At 47.0% G+C, this 15,936-nt stretch carries 13 protein-coding genes; 10 read left to right on the top strand and 3 right to left on the bottom strand.

From position 1 onward, the window contains the following. Window positions 1-115: 115 nt before the first annotated feature. Both PSHG_RS02025 and PSHG_RS02020 read right to left on the bottom strand, forming a co-directional pair. A complete protein-coding gene (locus tag PSHG_RS02025) occupies window positions 116-2,293 on the bottom strand; it encodes a heavy metal translocating P-type ATPase (RefSeq protein ID WP_010268698.1) in 2,178 nt (725 codons plus the stop codon). Between the two features lie 248 nt (window positions 2,294-2,541). After that, window positions 2,542-2,907: an ArsR/SmtB family transcription factor gene (locus PSHG_RS02020; protein WP_010268694.1), complete on the bottom strand. Its 366-nt coding sequence runs from the start codon at window positions 2,905-2,907 to the stop codon at window positions 2,542-2,544. A gap of 303 nt (window positions 2,908-3,210) precedes the next feature. On the opposite strand from PSHG_RS02020, the gene PSHG_RS02015 reads away from it, so the two are divergent. The 6 genes from PSHG_RS02015 (at window position 3,211) to PSHG_RS01990 (ending at window position 8,877) form a co-directional block, all read left to right on the top strand. Then, window positions 3,211-4,032 (top strand): NUDIX domain-containing protein, encoded by an 822-nt coding sequence (locus tag PSHG_RS02015; RefSeq protein WP_010268692.1) that lies wholly within the window; start codon window positions 3,211-3,213, stop codon window positions 4,030-4,032. Window positions 4,033-4,079: 47 nt separating this feature from the next. Next, the gene (locus tag PSHG_RS02010) at window positions 4,080-4,625 is read left to right on the top strand and encodes a cysteine hydrolase family protein (RefSeq protein ID WP_010268689.1); all 546 of its coding nucleotides are present in this window, start codon (window positions 4,080-4,082) and stop codon (window positions 4,623-4,625) included. Window positions 4,626-4,662: 37 nt separating this feature from the next. Further along, window positions 4,663-6,348, top strand: coding sequence for a nicotinate phosphoribosyltransferase (locus PSHG_RS02005; protein WP_010268685.1), 1,686 nt, complete (start codon window positions 4,663-4,665; stop codon window positions 6,346-6,348). 288 nt (window positions 6,349-6,636) lie between these two features. Continuing rightward, complete coding sequence (nadE, locus tag PSHG_RS02000; protein WP_010268679.1) at window positions 6,637-7,470, top strand: ammonia-dependent NAD(+) synthetase; 834 nt, start codon at window positions 6,637-6,639, stop codon at window positions 7,468-7,470. A gap of 26 nt (window positions 7,471-7,496) precedes the next feature. Continuing rightward, entirely contained in the window at window positions 7,497-8,279 is a 783-nt protein-coding gene (locus PSHG_RS01995; RefSeq protein WP_010268676.1) for an alpha/beta hydrolase, read from the top strand. Then, entirely contained in the window at window positions 8,266-8,877 is a 612-nt protein-coding gene (locus tag PSHG_RS01990) for an NUDIX domain-containing protein (protein WP_010268673.1), read from the top strand. The genes PSHG_RS01995 and PSHG_RS01990 overlap by 14 nt, the downstream gene beginning before the upstream one ends. A 292-nt stretch (window positions 8,878-9,169) precedes the next feature. On the opposite strand, the gene PSHG_RS01985 is transcribed toward PSHG_RS01990, so the two are convergent. Then, a complete protein-coding gene (locus tag PSHG_RS01985; protein ID WP_010268669.1) occupies window positions 9,170-10,735 on the bottom strand; it encodes a family 10 glycosylhydrolase in 1,566 nt (521 codons plus the stop codon). A gap of 1,027 nt (window positions 10,736-11,762) precedes the next feature. On the opposite strand from PSHG_RS01985, the gene nrdI reads away from it, so the two are divergent. From nrdI to PSHG_RS01965, 4 genes are all read left to right on the top strand, one after another. Further along, window positions 11,763-12,122 carry a class Ib ribonucleoside-diphosphate reductase assembly flavoprotein NrdI gene (nrdI, locus tag PSHG_RS01980; protein WP_010268667.1) on the top strand — a complete coding sequence of 120 codons (360 nt, stop codon included), beginning with the start codon at window positions 11,763-11,765 and terminating at the stop codon, window positions 12,120-12,122. Continuing rightward, a complete protein-coding gene (gene nrdE / locus PSHG_RS01975) occupies window positions 12,109-14,193 on the top strand; it encodes a class 1b ribonucleoside-diphosphate reductase subunit alpha (protein ID WP_010268665.1) in 2,085 nt (694 codons plus the stop codon). Before nrdI ends, nrdE begins: the two co-directional genes overlap by 14 nt. A gap of 173 nt (window positions 14,194-14,366) precedes the next feature. Further along, complete coding sequence (gene nrdF, locus PSHG_RS01970; RefSeq protein ID WP_026021139.1) at window positions 14,367-15,344, top strand: class 1b ribonucleoside-diphosphate reductase subunit beta; 978 nt, start codon at window positions 14,367-14,369, stop codon at window positions 15,342-15,344. A gap of 238 nt (window positions 15,345-15,582) precedes the next feature. Continuing rightward, window positions 15,583-15,792, top strand: a complete 210-nt coding sequence (locus PSHG_RS01965) for a hypothetical protein (protein WP_026021138.1) — start codon at window positions 15,583-15,585, stop codon at window positions 15,790-15,792. Window positions 15,793-15,936 lie beyond the last annotated feature (144 nt).

Here is a 15,936-nt window from a genome sequence, read left to right as displayed (position 1 = left end):
AAGCTGCTTGTTTGGAGGTTTGGGCGCCAGCGCAAAGCCGCTGCCCGTTATCCACTTATGGATACGGACAGCGGCTTTTTGTATTGAGCATTTTGCCTAAAAAATGGACTTTGTATTAATGGGCAGCAGGCAAAGCTTTGGACCGCGGCTTGCGTTCAAGCAGAATCGTCAGGCTAATGAGAGTTACCAAAATAGTGGCTCCCATATCTGAAAGAATTGCAATCCAGAGCGTAAGCCAGCCCGGGATGGTCAGAAGCAGGGCAATTAGCTTCAAGCCAAGAGATATCGCAATATTAAAGCGGATAATGCGATTGACCTTTTTGGCCGTCTGCACGGCTTCTGGCAGTTTGCCGAGATGATCCTGCATGAGCACGATATCCGCGGTTTCGATTGCGCTGTCGGTGCCTTTGCCCATGGCGATACCGAGCTGTGCCGCAGCCAAGGCGGGAGCATCATTAATCCCGTCACCGATCATAGCGACCTTGCCTTGTCCAGAGAGCTCGCGGATGTGCTCGACCTTTTGCTCCGGCAGCAAGCTGCTGTAGTAGGCACGGACGCCTACCGCCGAAGCAACCTTCTCTGCAGTTGCCCTGTGGTCGCCAGTCAGCATCACGGTTTGGCGAATGCCCTGGCGGTGAAGCTCTGTCACAACCTCGCGGCTCTCTTCCCGGATCTCATCTGCAATACCGAACATGCCAAGTACTTTCGCTTCATCCGCGACAATTACAAGGGTAAGCCCTTTTTCCTTCAGCTCGCTAATCTTCTGGCGGACCGGCTGCGGCAGCGTCAGATGCTGGACAGCTTTTTCATTGCCCAGCGAGTAGGACTTGCCTTGAATTACAGCGCGAATTCCTTGGCCGCTTATCGTTGTGAACTCTTCAGGAGCTTCGGCCTCCAGCTGCAGATCCCGGAGCTTCCGCACGATCGCTTTGGCTAATGGGTGCGATGACGAATGCTCAATGGCATAAGCTGCGCGGTAAAATTCCTCTTCCTCATAAGCGGCCACCTCTTCCACGTAAGGCTGGCCTTTGGTCAAGGTGCCGGTTTTGTCGAAAGCGATCGTATCGATTTTACCTAATTGCTCCAGGAAGGCGCCGCCTTTCACCAAAATTCCGTTTCGCGCACTGCGGGTAATGCCTGAAACGATGGCGATAGGCGAGGAAAGAATCAATGCGCAAGGGCAGCCGACTATAAGTACGGCCAAGCCTTGATACAGCCAGTGTCCCCATTCTCCGTTGAACAGCAAAGGGGGGACGAGCATGATCATGACGGACAATAACAGAATCATTGGCGTATAATATTTGGCGAAACGGTTAATGAACAGCTCTGTTGGGGTTTTTGTATCCTGGGCTTCTTTAACCAAATGCAATATTTTGGCGAGTGAAGAGTCCTCATACGCTTTTTCAATGCGAATCTGGAGAACGCCCTCGTTGTTGAGACTGCCCCCGAAAACTTTGGCGCCGGCTGCTTTGTCTACCGGTAAGGATTCCCCTGTAATCGCAGCCTCATTTACAGAGCTTTTGCCTTCCGTAATTACCCCATCAGAGGGGATTTTTTCGCCAGGCTTAACCTTGACGATCATTCCGGGAGCCAGTGACGCGATGGGAACGATGCGTTCCACACCTTGTTCCACCACGACAGCTTCTTTAGGTGCGACTTCCAGCAAGCTTGCCATGGAGCGGCGGGCCTTCTCCATCCCCATCCCTTCCAGCATCTCATTCAGCCCGAACAGGATGGCAACCAGGGTAGCTTCCTTCCATTCACCGATAGCAACAGCGCCAATTAGAGCAATGGTCATCAACGTATCCATTGTGAATTTTAACTTGAACAGGTTCCTCAAGCCGCGTAAAAAGGTAGTATATCCGCTAATCGCCATAGCTGCCAAGAAGATGAACGTGACCGCAGGGGCGGCTATCTGATTCTCCAGCATCAATGCCAGGGCATAAAGCAGGGAAGCGCCAATAACTAAATTTCTCATCTTTATGGTTTGATGGTTGTGATCATCATGCGCTTGTTCAGAGTGGAGATGTCCATGCGAGTGACCTGATTGGCTGCGGCTGCCGGTTTGTTCCAGGTTATTGGAATGCGCCGTATTCGCTTCTTTCACCAGCCAGGCTCCGTCAGATTTCAATATTTGTTCGACTTTTTGTAAGGAAACTCTTGAATCTACCCTCAGTACACCGGAATTATAGCTTAAAACAGCATTATCGCCATGCTCTAATTGCTGAATTTGCTGTTCAAGTGAAGCTGCACAGCTGGGACAAGATAAGCCTTTCACTCGATGTTCATTCATATCAATGACCTCGCTTTATAAACCAACATATGATTATATATTCATATGTTAATTAATCCCGCTTTTTTTGTCAATGCTATCTTTCCCTGCTGAATGCCTATTTTATCATTCGATTACATGCCGGTTACCGATTCTGTCCTGTCTTGCTTGGCTAGCAGCTTGTTTGCTCGACAAACCCCCGCTGCGATTGATGCGAGAAGCGCTGGCCAATAAAAAAAATCGCGTCTCAGCAAGCTGAAGCGCGACTTTTACCGGTGTTTTAAATGCTGCAAGGTTTGGGAAAAGATTTGCTCAATATGGTTATCATCCAAGGAATAAAAGACGGTGCGTCCTACTTTTCTGCGTTTGACGATGCGGGTATTTCGTAAAAAACGAAGCTGGTGGGACACAGCAGACTGGTTCATCTTCAATACTTCGGTTAAGTCATGAACACACATCTCGCTTTTTTGCAGGGCATGGATCATTTTAACCCGGGTCGGGTCGCCGAGCGCTTTAAAAAAGTCTGCCAGTTCAACCGCATCGCTCTCATCCAGCAGCAGGTCTTCAACCTTGTGCAATTCATCGGCGCTACCTTGACATGTCTCCTCGCAAATCTCATGGTCTACTTTGGCCATATGATCACCCGTCCTCAATCAAAGAGCTGTTACAAGTGAAGTCATTATACCATTGTTGGCCAAGTTCTACAAATCAGGAGCTTGCTTCAAGAATGCAGAATTTGATCTGCAGAGGCATTTTGGTAATGATAGCCGTTAAGAAAAGGGCAAAATGGTTATTTTAACGAGAGGGAGTCGTTAAGAGAGGAAATTTGGGATTGATTTTATAATAAGAAGGCTCTATAATTTAAATAAGTAATTCGGAAATAACTAATTAATATCTAGAAAATGATTTCTGATTCAAATACTGTTGGAGGTGAGGCGATGGCACCATCCCATTCCGGTAAATTTACAACAGAGGAAGAAGTTTTGAAGCATTACGATCCGGGGCGTTACCGGACACCGGATGGTTATACATCCGATATAGCCGTATTTACCATCCGCCAGGATAAACAGATCGAGAAAGGCGAGGAGATCTGGAAGCCAGTCTTGATGCTTATGCTGATCAAGCGGGCCGCAACCGATGCTGAAGGAAATCCCAACATTGAGGGAGGGAAATGGGCACTGCCAGGCGGGTTCGGCTCGGATAAGGAAACAGCATTGCAAACGGCCTACCGGGAGCTGTCGGAGGAAACCGGGATCAGCGGCATTCATGTGAAACATTTCGCCGTTTATGATCGGCCCGGACGCGATCCAAGAGGTTGGATCATTTCCAATGCTCATTATGCGATTGTACCACCGGATTATTTGGAAAAACGAAAGGCGGCTGATGACGCGGAGCAGTGCGAATTGTTTAGCGTGGAAGAAGCTCTAGCTTTACCGCTTGCATTCGATCACAAGGAAATGATTGAAGCGGCGATAGCAGTAGTCGAACGGGAAATGGTACAAACAACTTTAGCGAAGCATTTTCTGCCGGAAGAATTTACATTGTCTGAACTAAGGGACGTGTTAATGACCGTGGTGAAGGACGACCCGAAAATTGTCATTAAGTCAACGTTTTGGGAAAAAGCGCCGAGGCTTCCTTTTCTAGAGCTTGCGACTGATCAATCCGGGAATATAAAAACGACCAGGCGCAACGGGGCGATGCGCAGGACCCGGCTTTACCGTTTCAACGAGGTGGAGCCTGTAGCCTCTATTTATGGTTAGAACAGGCTCATGGCAAGACTGAGAATGAATCCAAGGAGTGATCACTAATGAAGGCATTGATAAATATTGATTACACCCATGATTTTATTGCGGATAAAGGGGCGCTAACCGTAGGGAAGCCAGGGCAGGCGATTGAAGGGGAAATTGTGAGACTAACCCGGGAGTTTGCTGATGCAGGGGACTTCGTAGTTTTCGCAGTCGATGTCCATGACGCTGGAGATCAGCTCCATCCGGAAACTGCATTATTTCCGCCGCACAATATAAGAGGGACAGAAGGCCGCGGCCTTTATGGAGAGCTGGGAGAGCTTTACGAGCAGATTAAAGATCGCCCGAATGTGTACTTTATGGATAAAACGAGATATTCGGCATTTGTCGGTACGGACTTGGATTTGAAGCTGCGGGAAAGAGGGATTACGGAGGTTCATTTGGTGGGTGATGTAACGGATATTTGTGTTCTGCATACAGCCGTCTACGCCTACTCGCTTAATTACAAAATTGTTGTCCATAAGGAAGCGGTCGCGAGCTTTGATCCGGTCGGTCATGAGTGGGCTTTGAACCATTTCCGCAATTGCTTGGGAGCCACAGTCATTTAAGTGTTTATACGGATAGAGATCGGAAGAGGTGGAGTCCATGATTATAAATAGAGCTAGAAAGCAGCTGTTTAATCTTATCGATCCGCAGCAGTACCGGTTTGTGCATGTATGCCGGCAGTGCGGGCAGCCCCATTTTCGCCAAGACAGCAGGACGGATTTCGCTTGTACACAGTGTGCTGCTGCCGATGCCTATGATACGGCGCCGTTTTACAATCCGCAGCATGACTATGCTCTCGATGCAGATTTTTACGCGATTACGATGATGTATGCATTATGGAAGCAAAACCTTCATCGCACCAAGGTGGTGTTTGACGATTTTTACCGCAAGACGCCTTTTGTTAAAAGAGTAGGGGATTATTCCGGGGAACTGGGAGGCTATGTAGCATTCGGCGGACTCGGGCATTTAATAGAAATCATCGAGAATTTGTACTTCAACGAGGACGATCTGGCCTATCTTCGTGAGCGGGAGGAGCATTTTGATGAGGCTTTTCTTGACGAGCTGCGCGAGCTGCGATTCAGTGGTGACTTATATGCGATAGAGGAAGGAAATCTCGTGTTTCCGAATACTCCTTTCATCCGTATAGAAGCCCCGATTTGGGAGTGTGTCTGGATTGAAGCCATGCTGTTAAATACAATTAATTCGGAATCGCTCCTGCTCACGAAAGCGTCACGTATTGTAACCGCTGCGGGAGAGGATCCTTTGCTGGAAATGGGCAAACGGAGAGCCCAAGGCAGAGACGCCAGCGTGTATGGTGCCAAGATGGCCTACATTGCCGGATTTCAGGCAACCAGTAATGTAAAGGCCGGCAAGCAGTTCGGGTTGCCCATAACCGGTACCCAGGCTCATCTTTACATTATGTTTCATCCATCTGAACTGGAGGCGTTCCTGTCCTATGCTAACGTATTTCCCGAGAAAACGATGCTGCTGCTGGATACTACAGACACCTTGGGAAGCGGGCTGCCGCATGCGATTGAAACGGCAAAAGCATTGGAGAAAAGGGGCTACCGGCTTATCGGAGTACGTTTGGATAGCGGGGATTTGGCCTATTTGTCCAAAGAGGTTCGCAAAAGACTTGATGAGGAAGGGCTTGATTACGTTAAAATTGCAGCAACTAACGATCTGGACGAATACACCATTACGTCTCTTAAGCAGCAAGGTGCCCGCATTGATATATGGGGCGTTGGTACGAAATTGATTACAGCTTATGACCAGCCTGCATTAGGAGGAGTTCACAAAATTGTAGCCCGCAAGCCGTTCCAAGATGAAGAGATGGCGGACGGGACACGATATACGTATGATGATTGGGTTGCGCTTATCAAAATATCAGAGAATCTGGAAAAAGTGCTTAATCCCGGCCGGAAAAAGGTATACCGGCTCTATGATCAGCAAGGAAAGGCCAAAGGCGATTATATTTGCCTCGAGCATGAGAGCTTAGACGGGAAAACGGAAATTGTCCTTCGCCATCCTACTAACCCGTTGAAGTCCAAGCGAGTCCGAGATTTCACGAGTGTGGAGCTGCTGGTTCCAATCTACGAGCAGGGTGAGCTTGTCTACAAAGTCCCTGATTTGGACACTGCACGGGAATATCATCAAAAGCAAAAGAAAACATTCTGGGACGAGTACCTGCGTCTAGAAGTACCCGAAGTATATCCAGTTGCTTTATCGGATGAGCTTCGGAGGCTAAAGGAGAGCTTAATCCTAGAACATAGTAAAGAAAGGTAGGCACGGGCACTGTAACTGTTTAAATTATGCCGGCTCCCTTCAGATCTAGACTATTTGGCACGCCTTAGCATGATGTATGGTGTAAGATTACTTAACGTATAATCTATAAACTGTATATATTTTTTCCGAAAACCGAAAAACTAATGAGTTTTTGGCAGGTTTAGGCGTTATAATAGAAGTGGAGTATGTCTGGTAATCTCACATTAACTATGGAACTCATTGCTTTGAATGTTGGAGGCGTATCATGAGAGTTCAGTGCAGTGACAAAATAGTAGGAGGGGAACAAGTATGGCAACAGAAATTCAAAAAAAGATTATTGAAGAGCTTAAGGTGCAGCCGGAAATTAACCCTATGGCCGAATTTCGGCGTAGTGTCGACTTTCTGAAGGAGTACCTGCTGAAGCATCCCGATATTAAATCCCTGGTACTGGGCTTGTCTTTAGGACAGGACTCTACGCTGACCGGCAAAATTGCTCAGACGGCGTGCGATGAGCTAAACGAAGAACTCGGAAATAGCGTTTACCGTTTCATTGGGGTTAGACTCCCTTACGGGGTGCAGGCTGACGAGCATGATGCAGAAGCCGTATTGAATTTTATTAAGCCAAGTGTGCTGCTTACCGTAAATATTAAGGAATCGGTAGATGCCAGTACGAAGGCGGTGGAGGAGGCTACCGGCCAATCGCTCAGCTCTTTCCTTCAAGGGAACATTAAAGCCAGACACCGTATGGAGGTTCAGTATTCCATTGCCGGACTCTACCAAGGAGTTGTGCTGGGAACTGATCACTCCGCGGAAGCGGTCACGGGTTTTTATACCAAGTTTGGAGATGGGGCAGCTGATTTGACTCCCATATTTCGCCTAAACAAGCGTCAGGGCCGGGCGATTTTGAAGGCATTGGGCTGTCCGAGCGAGCTTTATTTAAAGACCCCGACAGCCGATCTGGAGAATGATCGTCCGCAATTGCCCGATGAGGTCGCTCTGGGAGTAACGTATGATGAAATCGATGATTACCTGGAAGGCAAAGAGGTTAATGAAGCGGCCAGAGAGAAGATTGAAGGCTTTTACTTTAAAACGATGCACAAGCGGAATGAGCCAATCAATGTTTTTCATGACTGGTGGAAATAAAATAAAAAATTAGGGAGGGAAGTCGTTTGCAGAAAATTGAGTTTTACAACAACCGCTCGCAAAAGCTGGCCGGTCACTTGTATTCCCGGCGATCCGCGAAGCTTATCATTGCTGTCCACGGGCTTGCCTCGGACAAAACCGCAGGCGGCAGAACTCCGCTTATAGCAGAAGCGCTGGGGAATGCAGGCTATGACGTGCTGGCCTTTGACTTCAGCGGGTGTGGCGAGAGTGATGATGACAAGGTCTCGGTTGCCAGACAGGTGGAGGATTTAAAGGCGGCTATCGCTTATGGCCAATCCCTGGGCTATCGACAAATAGGTCTGCTAGGACACAGCCTGGGAAGTCTGGTCAGCTTGAAAGCGTACAGCGATGATATCGAGGCTATGGTGCTGTATGGAGCATTGACTCATCCATTGGATTATTCGTGGGCGGATTATTTCAGCAAAGAACAGCAGCAACAAATGGAAACCTACGGTTACGCAATTGTTCCTAAAGAAGCCGGTCCGCGTGCAGAGGTTCTTATTGACCGCTGTTTAGGAGAGGAATTAACGGGTATTGATCCGGAAGAGGTGCTGCGCCCTGTACAATGTCCGGTTCTTATTATTCACGGCAACCATGAACAGGATGCTCTGGAGCTCGCTTTTTTGGCAGGCTCTAAAAAAGCCTTGGCCTATCTGCCCGAAGGCTCTCGGGTTGAGGTCATTGAGGGGGCCAATCATCATTTTAAGGAGCATGTCGATCAATTAACCTCGTTAATTATTAATTGGTTTAATGAACGGATGAAGGAGCAAGCTGATGATAGCTTATAACCTTTGTTTGACTCGGCAAGGGGACAAAATATTGCTGCTCAATCGTGAAAAGGCGGCATGGATGGGCCGCTGGAACGGAGTCGGGGGCAAGGTGATGAGAAATGAGAGCCCGCGGGAGTCGATGGTTCGGGAGCTGGAGGAAGAGACAGGAATTACCTCATATGAGCTAACATTCAAAGGGCTCGTTACCTGGTCACTGGAAGGCAGCGGCTACGGCGGCATGTTTCTTTATCTGGCCGATATTGATTCCGAAATTGATTATCCTACTCCAATTAAGACACGGGAGGGGATCCTGGACTGGAAATCGGTTGAGTGGATTGTTCATCCAGATAATCAGGGAATCGCTTCAAACCTGCCTTACATATTCCGCTATCTATTTCAAAACGAGCGCTGCTATATCCATCACGGATTTTTTGCATCCAAGCAGCTGCTTGAGGTCCTAACAGAAGAGCTGCATCCTGCTTGCGAGGATGATCCGAGCTTGCGCGAACGCTTCCTCCAGGAGCATCGGCACCGAATGAGCCAGATGTATAGAGAGCAATTAGCCGCAAGAGTAAGCCGCATAATAGAGAGTGAAAGCCGCCAGCTTAATGCTTGACGGCTTCTTTGCATTAACGATTCAGCGGCAGTCAGCGCCCGCTAGGGACTGCAATCCCCGCGTCAAGCCCCACCAGGTCCTGCCAGGCTCTGCTAGCCCCCGCATGCTGCAGCGTTTAGGGTGATGCGGGGCAAGCTACACAGATCTATACGGAGTTACATTAGCTATACTAAGTTACTTGAACTACTCTGAGTTGCTCCGAGCAATACTAAGTTACTCTAATTACACAGAGCTACTCTGAAACTACTAGAACTACTCTTAGCTAAACTACTGCTTGCACTAACTGTACTATTTACTCCACTCCACTTTCTACGTAATACCCGCGCAGCAATTCAACAATCCCTAGCGGATTGCGGCGCAAATCTTTGGCGCTAAAGAAGACGTCGCCCTTAATTTGCGGGTATTGCTTATTATACTCCAACTGGTTAATGATCTCCTGTGCGGTGTGCCAACCGCTCTCCTTGGTTCCGATTTTGTAAGGAGAGTGCCCGATATACAGATCAACGTTCGTGCCGGCGACCTCTTGGACCCACCAATCTACGAGCTTGTCATAGCGGGCTACTTCGAAAGACATGCTCCAATACAGCTGCGGCATTACGTAATCGATCCATTCCTGCTGAACCCAGGTGCGGACATCGGCAAACATATGATCATAGGTGCTGACTCCCGCTCGGGTTGCGGAGCCAGTTGGATCGACGTTGTGGTTTCTCCATACGCCAAAAGGACTAACACCGAACTCCACTTGAGGCTTCGCTTCTTTTATCGAAACTCCTAATTGCTGAACAAAATCATTGATGTTGCTGCGTCTCCAGCTTGCACGATCCAAGCCGTTTGGATTATAGGAGGAATAGGACGTATCATCTGGAAACGCTACGTTGGAAGGATAAAAGTAATCGTCCAGATGCACACCGTCAATATCATACCGAGTGACTACTTCCATAATAGCAGAGATTATATGTTGGCGGGCCTCCGGAATTCCCGGGTTTATGAACAGTTTCTTGTCCGCTTCGACAATCCACTCGGGATGAGTGTTGACGACATGCTGCGGTGCCAAGCCTTCCCGCTTGTTGTCTGTATTGGCACGGAAGGGATTAAACCAGGCGTGGAATTCCATTCCCCGTTCATGAGCCGCCTCAATCATGAAAGCCAGGGGGTCGTAGCCCGGGTCTTGCCCTTGGGTGCCGGTTAAGTATTTGGACCAGGGAACCAGAGTAGAAGGATAAAGGGCGTCTCCCGACGGTCTGACTTGCACGAATACCGTATTCAAGCCCATCACAAGCAGATCATCGAGAAGCTTTTCAAACTGCTGCTGCTGTTCAGAGGCATTGCCATAGCTGCTGGCAGAAGGCCAGTCGAGGTTATATACGGTGGAAATCCAAGCGCCTCTCATTTCAGCATCGGCTCCTGTATCTGCCTGATCTTTTGTCCACATTAGAACACTGCGTGTTGATTGATTCCAGAAAACTTGAATACCGAGTTCTTCGGCAATAAATCTTACCGGAACCATCGTCGTATTTTGGTATAGCTGGACAGAAGCTTCCAACTCTACGAGACGGCCGTCGACTCTGGCATAATGATTATCAACAGACATGGAAATATGAGAATCTTCCCGATAAATGTCAACCGTACGAGAATGCTGAGTCCACTTCACTTCAGCGCCTAAACTCTCGCTGATAACTCGCAAGGGAACCATAGTGACTTCAGCTTCAGGATCTATGTATGGAGCGACCTCGGCGGGGAGTTTCTTGCCATTGAGATACAGGCTGATTTCATTTAATGGTTCGGCGAAGGACACGGGTGCCAGCATCGTTGTTGTTAAAAATATCATTAGGAACAAAAGCATAGAACGGCGTTTCATGAAGTAAAATTCCTCCAAACGGATTAGGGTTTAAATCTCTATCTCTTATGTTTAGACGCCGCCATTTCCTGTTTTGTTTCGGTAAAAGGAAAAGTTTGCTATACTAAGACCTGGCAAGGCAGGAAGGGGAGGTTTAGCTATGAGCCTGTTAGAGAAGGAATTGTCGAATCAATTCCTATCCTGATCCCTCACATAGTTTGGACTAATTAACTATTCACACCCAAAGCTGCTTTCCTGCAGAAAGCGTTGAACAGAATCCTTCCACACTTTATCCTGAAGCTTGCCTTTCTTTTCTATAGTTCCCTTCTTATATTGCTTACAAGAAACAAGACAAATACTTTGGAAGATATATTATGAATAGCCAGCGGCGGTCCTCTAGGACGGCCGTTTTTGTATGGAGGAAGGCAAAGGGGTCCCGGTCCATGATAGGTTACCAGATTTATATACACTAATTAATGTTGTTAATCATCAAAGTGATTAATTAATTAATTAATTATAGATAAATAGCTTAGTAGTCGGTCCAAGAGGCATCAAGCTGTAAACCGCAAAGAAGCCAAAGCTAATTAATTGCCCGTGTTATCCACATAAATGTTATCCGCATAAATCTGAAGAATCGATATATTGGGAATTCTATTATTTTCAATATTATTTTATTTTGGGTATACATAGGACTAAGGGACTGAATTTCTAGCAAATCCTGTCGTATTATTTTAGAACATAGAATTCAATGACCATCGCAAACTGCCCATCTCTAAAGCAAAGTCACAATTTGCGAGGCGAAATTGAAGGGGATTAATAAGAATTTTTTGATAATTCAGCCGAGCTTCTCGTCCTTGACATATACAATATCTTGAGGTAGATTTAAGTCCAGCAACTATATATAGTTTTTGCGGCCGTTTTTCACCCTAATAGAACTAGTCTGACAAGATAAAGAAAACAAACCGTTTTTTAGCAAAATCGCAATTGTCAAAAAAACGAACCATGAATAAATACAAGGATAGAAAAGAGTGCAAGGAGTGGAGCTGGCATGCTGGTCGCTTATGTTTCCCGAACCGGTAATGTTGAAAAGTTTGTACAAAAACTTAATATGAGATCAGTTCGTATAACAGAAGGTCTTACTATTAACGAGCCTTATGTTTTGATTACATATACTACCGGGTTCGGACAAGTGCCGGAGACGGTTATGAGTTTTCTGAAAAGAAATCATGCCCAACTTATGGGTGTATCAGCCAGCGGAAACCGTAATTGGGGTGAAAGCTTTGCCAAAAGTGCGGATCGTATTTCCCAATGGCTAAAGGTACCTATTCTATCCAAGTTTGAACTATCTGGTACGGCCCGTGATGTAGAACTATTTAAGAGGGAGGTAAGTGCTGTTGCGGTACATTGAATTGAATAATATGCTGCTGCAAAAAAATAAAGACGGTTTTTTCCAGTTGGAGAAGGACCAGGAAGCAGTTGCGGCGTTTATGGAGGAAGTTCATAACAAGAGCGTTCATTTTTCCAATACGAAGGAAAAGATCGACTATATGATAGAGAATGACTACTATGAAAATCTGTATCAGCAGTATACCTTCGAAGAGATGGAGGAAGTATACGACTTAACTCATCAATATAATTTCCGTTTCCCGTCCTATATGTCAGCCTCGAAGTTCTATACGGATTATGCGGTAAAAAGCAATGATCGCTCGCTATATCTGGAGCATTACCCTGACCGGGTGGCGGTCACGGCACTGCACCTGGGACGTGGTGATGTGAGCACCGCCAAAGAGCTCGCCGCGGCTATGATGGAACAGCGCCTGCAGCCGGCCACTCCTACTTTTTTGAATGCCGGAAAAAGCCGTAGAGGGGAAATGGTTTCCTGTTTCCTGCTGGAGATGGACGATTCCTTAAATTCTATCAATTTTGTTCTTGGTACCTGTATGCAGTTGTCCAAAATTGGCGGAGGCGTAGCAGTTAACTTGTCGAAGCTGCGCGGCAGAGGAGAGCCTATTAAAGGTGTAGAAGGTGCGGCAAAGGGGATAATGCCGGTAATGAAGCTGATGGAGGATGCGTTCTCTTACGCGGATCAGATGGGACAGCGCAAAGGCTCCGGAGCAGCCTATTATCATATTTTTGGCTGGGATGTGCTGGAATTTCTGGACAGCAAAAAAATCAATGCTGACGAGAAAAGCAGAATCAAAACTTTGTCCATCGGGCTGATTGTCCCGGATAAATTCTATCAATTGGCCGAACAGAATGAACCGCTTCACGTATTCGCGCCATATTCCGTCTATAAGGCTTACGGACAGCACTTGGATGAAATGGACCTCGATGACATGTACGATCAGCTGCTGGCGGATGACCGGGTTAAGAAGAAGAAAGTGATGAGCGCCCGGGACATGCTCGTCAAAATTGCTACAATTCAGCTGGAATCCGGGTACCCTTATATTATGAATAAAACCAACGCTAACCGGTCCCACGCACTTAAAGATATTGGAACCGTGAAAATGTCCAACCTGTGTACGGAAATTTTCCAGCTGCAAGAAGTATCGGTTATCAATGACTTCGGCTTGGAGCATCAGATCCGCCGGGATATCTCCTGTAATCTGGCTTCGCTCAACATTGTTAATGTGATGGAGCATCGCAAAATTCGCGAGTCGGTACATCAAGGCATGGTCGGCTTAACCGCAGTCAGTGACATGACGAAGGTGTCCAACGCACCCGGGGTGGTCAAGGCTAACTCTGAGCTGCACTCGGTAGGTCTTGGCGCCATGAATCTGCACGGGTTCCTGGCCAAAAACAAGATAGCGTATGAAAGCGAAGAGGCTAAAGATTTTGCCCGTACCTTCTTCATGATGATGAATTATTATTCTTTAGAAAAAAGCATGCTGATCGCCAAGGAAAGAGGCATTGTTTTCAAAGATTTTGAGAGGTCTGAATATGCCAAGGGCACTTACTTCGCTCCTTACTTGGAGACGGATTACCGGCCGCAGACGGAGAAGGGGAAATCACTATTTGAAGGGATCGACATTCCCGCTCCGGAAGACTGGGGACGTCTCAAAGCGGAAGTTCAGCAGCATGGCCTTTACCATGCATATCGGCTGGCCATCGCACCGACCCAAAGCATCTCTTATGTGCAAAATTCAACTTCTAGCGTAATGCCGATTGTAGAGCCGATCGAGACGCGGACCTATGCGAATTCAACGACTTATTATCCAATGCCTTACTTGTCGCAGGACAATTTCTTTTATTATAAATCGGCCTATATGATGGATCAGTTCAAAATTATAGATTTGATTGCGGAAATTGCCGTACATATCGATCAAGGCATTTCGACCGTCCTCCATGTGAACAGCAATGTGACCACGCGCGAATTGGCACGCTATTATTTGTACGCGGCCAAAAAAGGGCTGAAATCGCTGTATTACACGCGGACCAACCGGCTGGATGTGGAGGAGTGCATAGCTTGTGCAGTCTAAGTGATAGGACTTTCCAAGCTTGACAGCCTACCTGAACTATAATTAAAGGAATGAGCGTATTGACTATAAATTCAACGAGCATTACCCCGGCTAGCCCCCAGGCAGCTACTTGGCACTCGACCGAAGAAAACGGCCGGCCCGGGCTGGAGTTCGTCAATGATACTAGTACACAAATTTCGGACAAGCAGGCAGCCCGTACATTCAAAGCCGTCAACTGGAACCGGCCGGATGATGATTTTACGAGCACCTTCTGGAGCCAAAATATTATGCAGTTTTGGACTGACGAAGAAATACCTCTGTCCGATGATAAGATGAGCTGGATTCAATTAAGCTATGAAGAACAGCAGCTGTATATGAAGGTGCTTGGCGGACTTACCCTGCTTGATACGGTGCAGGGCGGGGTAGGCATGCCGCAAATTCTTGACCATGTTGAGGGACTCCAGCGCAAAGCAGTGCTGGGCTTCATGGCAATGATGGAACAAATCCATGCCAAATCCTACAGCAGCATTTTTACGACGCTCGCTAGCACGGAAGAGATCGACAGCTTGTTCCAATGGGTGGAAATGAACAAGCATTTGCAATTTAAAGCAGAACAAATTTCCCGGTACTATCGCTCGATTGAGACGAAGAAAGACCTGTATTTGGCCATGGCTTCTTCTGTGCTGCTGGAGAGCTATCTGTTTTACAGCGGATTTTTCTACCCGCTCTATTTGGCCGGTCAAGGCAAGATGACGAGCAGCGGGGAAATTATCGATCTTATTTTACGGGATGAAAGCATTCACGGTTTATATGTCGGTGTGCTGGCGCAGGAGGTTTATCGGGAGTTATCTGTAGAGGAACAGAAAGAAGCTTCCGCCAGTTTAATGGAGCTGTTCGAGAAGCTGCACCGCAACGAGGAAGCTTATACGGACGACTTGTACACACCAATTGGGCTGCAGGAAGAAGTTAAAGCTTTTATTCGGTATAATGCGAACAAAGCGATGATGAACCTGGGCCGAGAATCGTTGTTCCCGGAAGAAGACGTTAATCCGATTATATTGAACGGGATCAGCACGAAAACGAAGCAGCATGACTTTTTCTCCAAAAAGGGAAACGGATATGTCCGCACTATTCATGTAGAGCCGCTGCGTGATGAAGATTTTCAATTTTGATGCTTGCTTTCCACTAAGAGCTTGCGGATAAGCATTCTTTTTAATTCGAATCATCCACAAGTGCCTTGTTTAGAATCTCCTCCAGACAGGTAAGGATACCATATACCAGATATGGAGGGATGATTCAATGACGGAGAAACGATCAAGCACCGGCCAGGCAGACTCGGCGGCCAGGAAGAAAGCGGCTGAACGGAGGGACAGGGCGAACAGAGTACCGGCAGCCCTAGAACAGCCGGATATTAAACGCAGTGAATACCGGGATCATCCAGAGCAATACCCTACTGAGAAGGAAAGCTTGTTCGATCTGCACGAAAGCGGGCAGAATGTCGATCCTTTACCGATGGAAGACATTAAGCTGGAGCTGCGTGAAGAGAAACGAAAGCATCAGACTAAACGCTCTTCGTCCAGTGACCGTAAATACAATTCGGGATTTCAGAAGAAGGATTAACGTTTTGGTTACTTTTTATGAATAGATAGATTATCCCTTATATGAATTCAAGACTGTCGACATATTGATGTCGGCAGTTTGTTTTTTGTAAACAGGTAATAATGAATAACCAAGTTATATATATAAAATTGACCAAGTCAATTA

The sequence above is a fragment of the Paenibacillus senegalensis JC66 genome, from assembly GCF_000285515.1.
Taxonomy (GTDB): Bacteria; Bacillota; Bacilli; order Paenibacillales; family NBRC-103111; genus Paenibacillus_L; species Paenibacillus_L senegalensis.
This window is presented reverse-complemented; position numbering and strand designations above follow the sequence as displayed.

Coding starts and splice junctions, on each gene's coding strand:
- PSHG_RS01990 (WP_010268673.1), top strand. CDS start 8,266: ATGATAGCTTATAACCTTTGTTTGACTCGGCAAGGGGACAAAATATTG.
- PSHG_RS02015 (WP_010268692.1), top strand. CDS start 3,211: ATGGCACCATCCCATTCCGGTAAATTTACAACAGAGGAAGAAGTTTTG.
- PSHG_RS02020 (WP_010268694.1), bottom strand. CDS start 2,907: ATGGCCAAAGTAGACCATGAGATTTGCGAGGAGACATGTCAAGGTAGC.
- PSHG_RS01985 (WP_010268669.1), bottom strand. CDS start 10,735: ATGAAACGCCGTTCTATGCTTTTGTTCCTAATGATATTTTTAACAACA.
- PSHG_RS02025 (WP_010268698.1), bottom strand. CDS start 2,293: ATGAATGAACATCGAGTGAAAGGCTTATCTTGTCCCAGCTGTGCAGCT.
- nrdI (WP_010268667.1), top strand. CDS start 11,763: ATGCTGGTCGCTTATGTTTCCCGAACCGGTAATGTTGAAAAGTTTGTA.
- nadE (WP_010268679.1), top strand. CDS start 6,637: ATGGCAACAGAAATTCAAAAAAAGATTATTGAAGAGCTTAAGGTGCAG.
- PSHG_RS02005 (WP_010268685.1), top strand. CDS start 4,663: ATGATTATAAATAGAGCTAGAAAGCAGCTGTTTAATCTTATCGATCCG.
- PSHG_RS02010 (WP_010268689.1), top strand. CDS start 4,080: ATGAAGGCATTGATAAATATTGATTACACCCATGATTTTATTGCGGAT.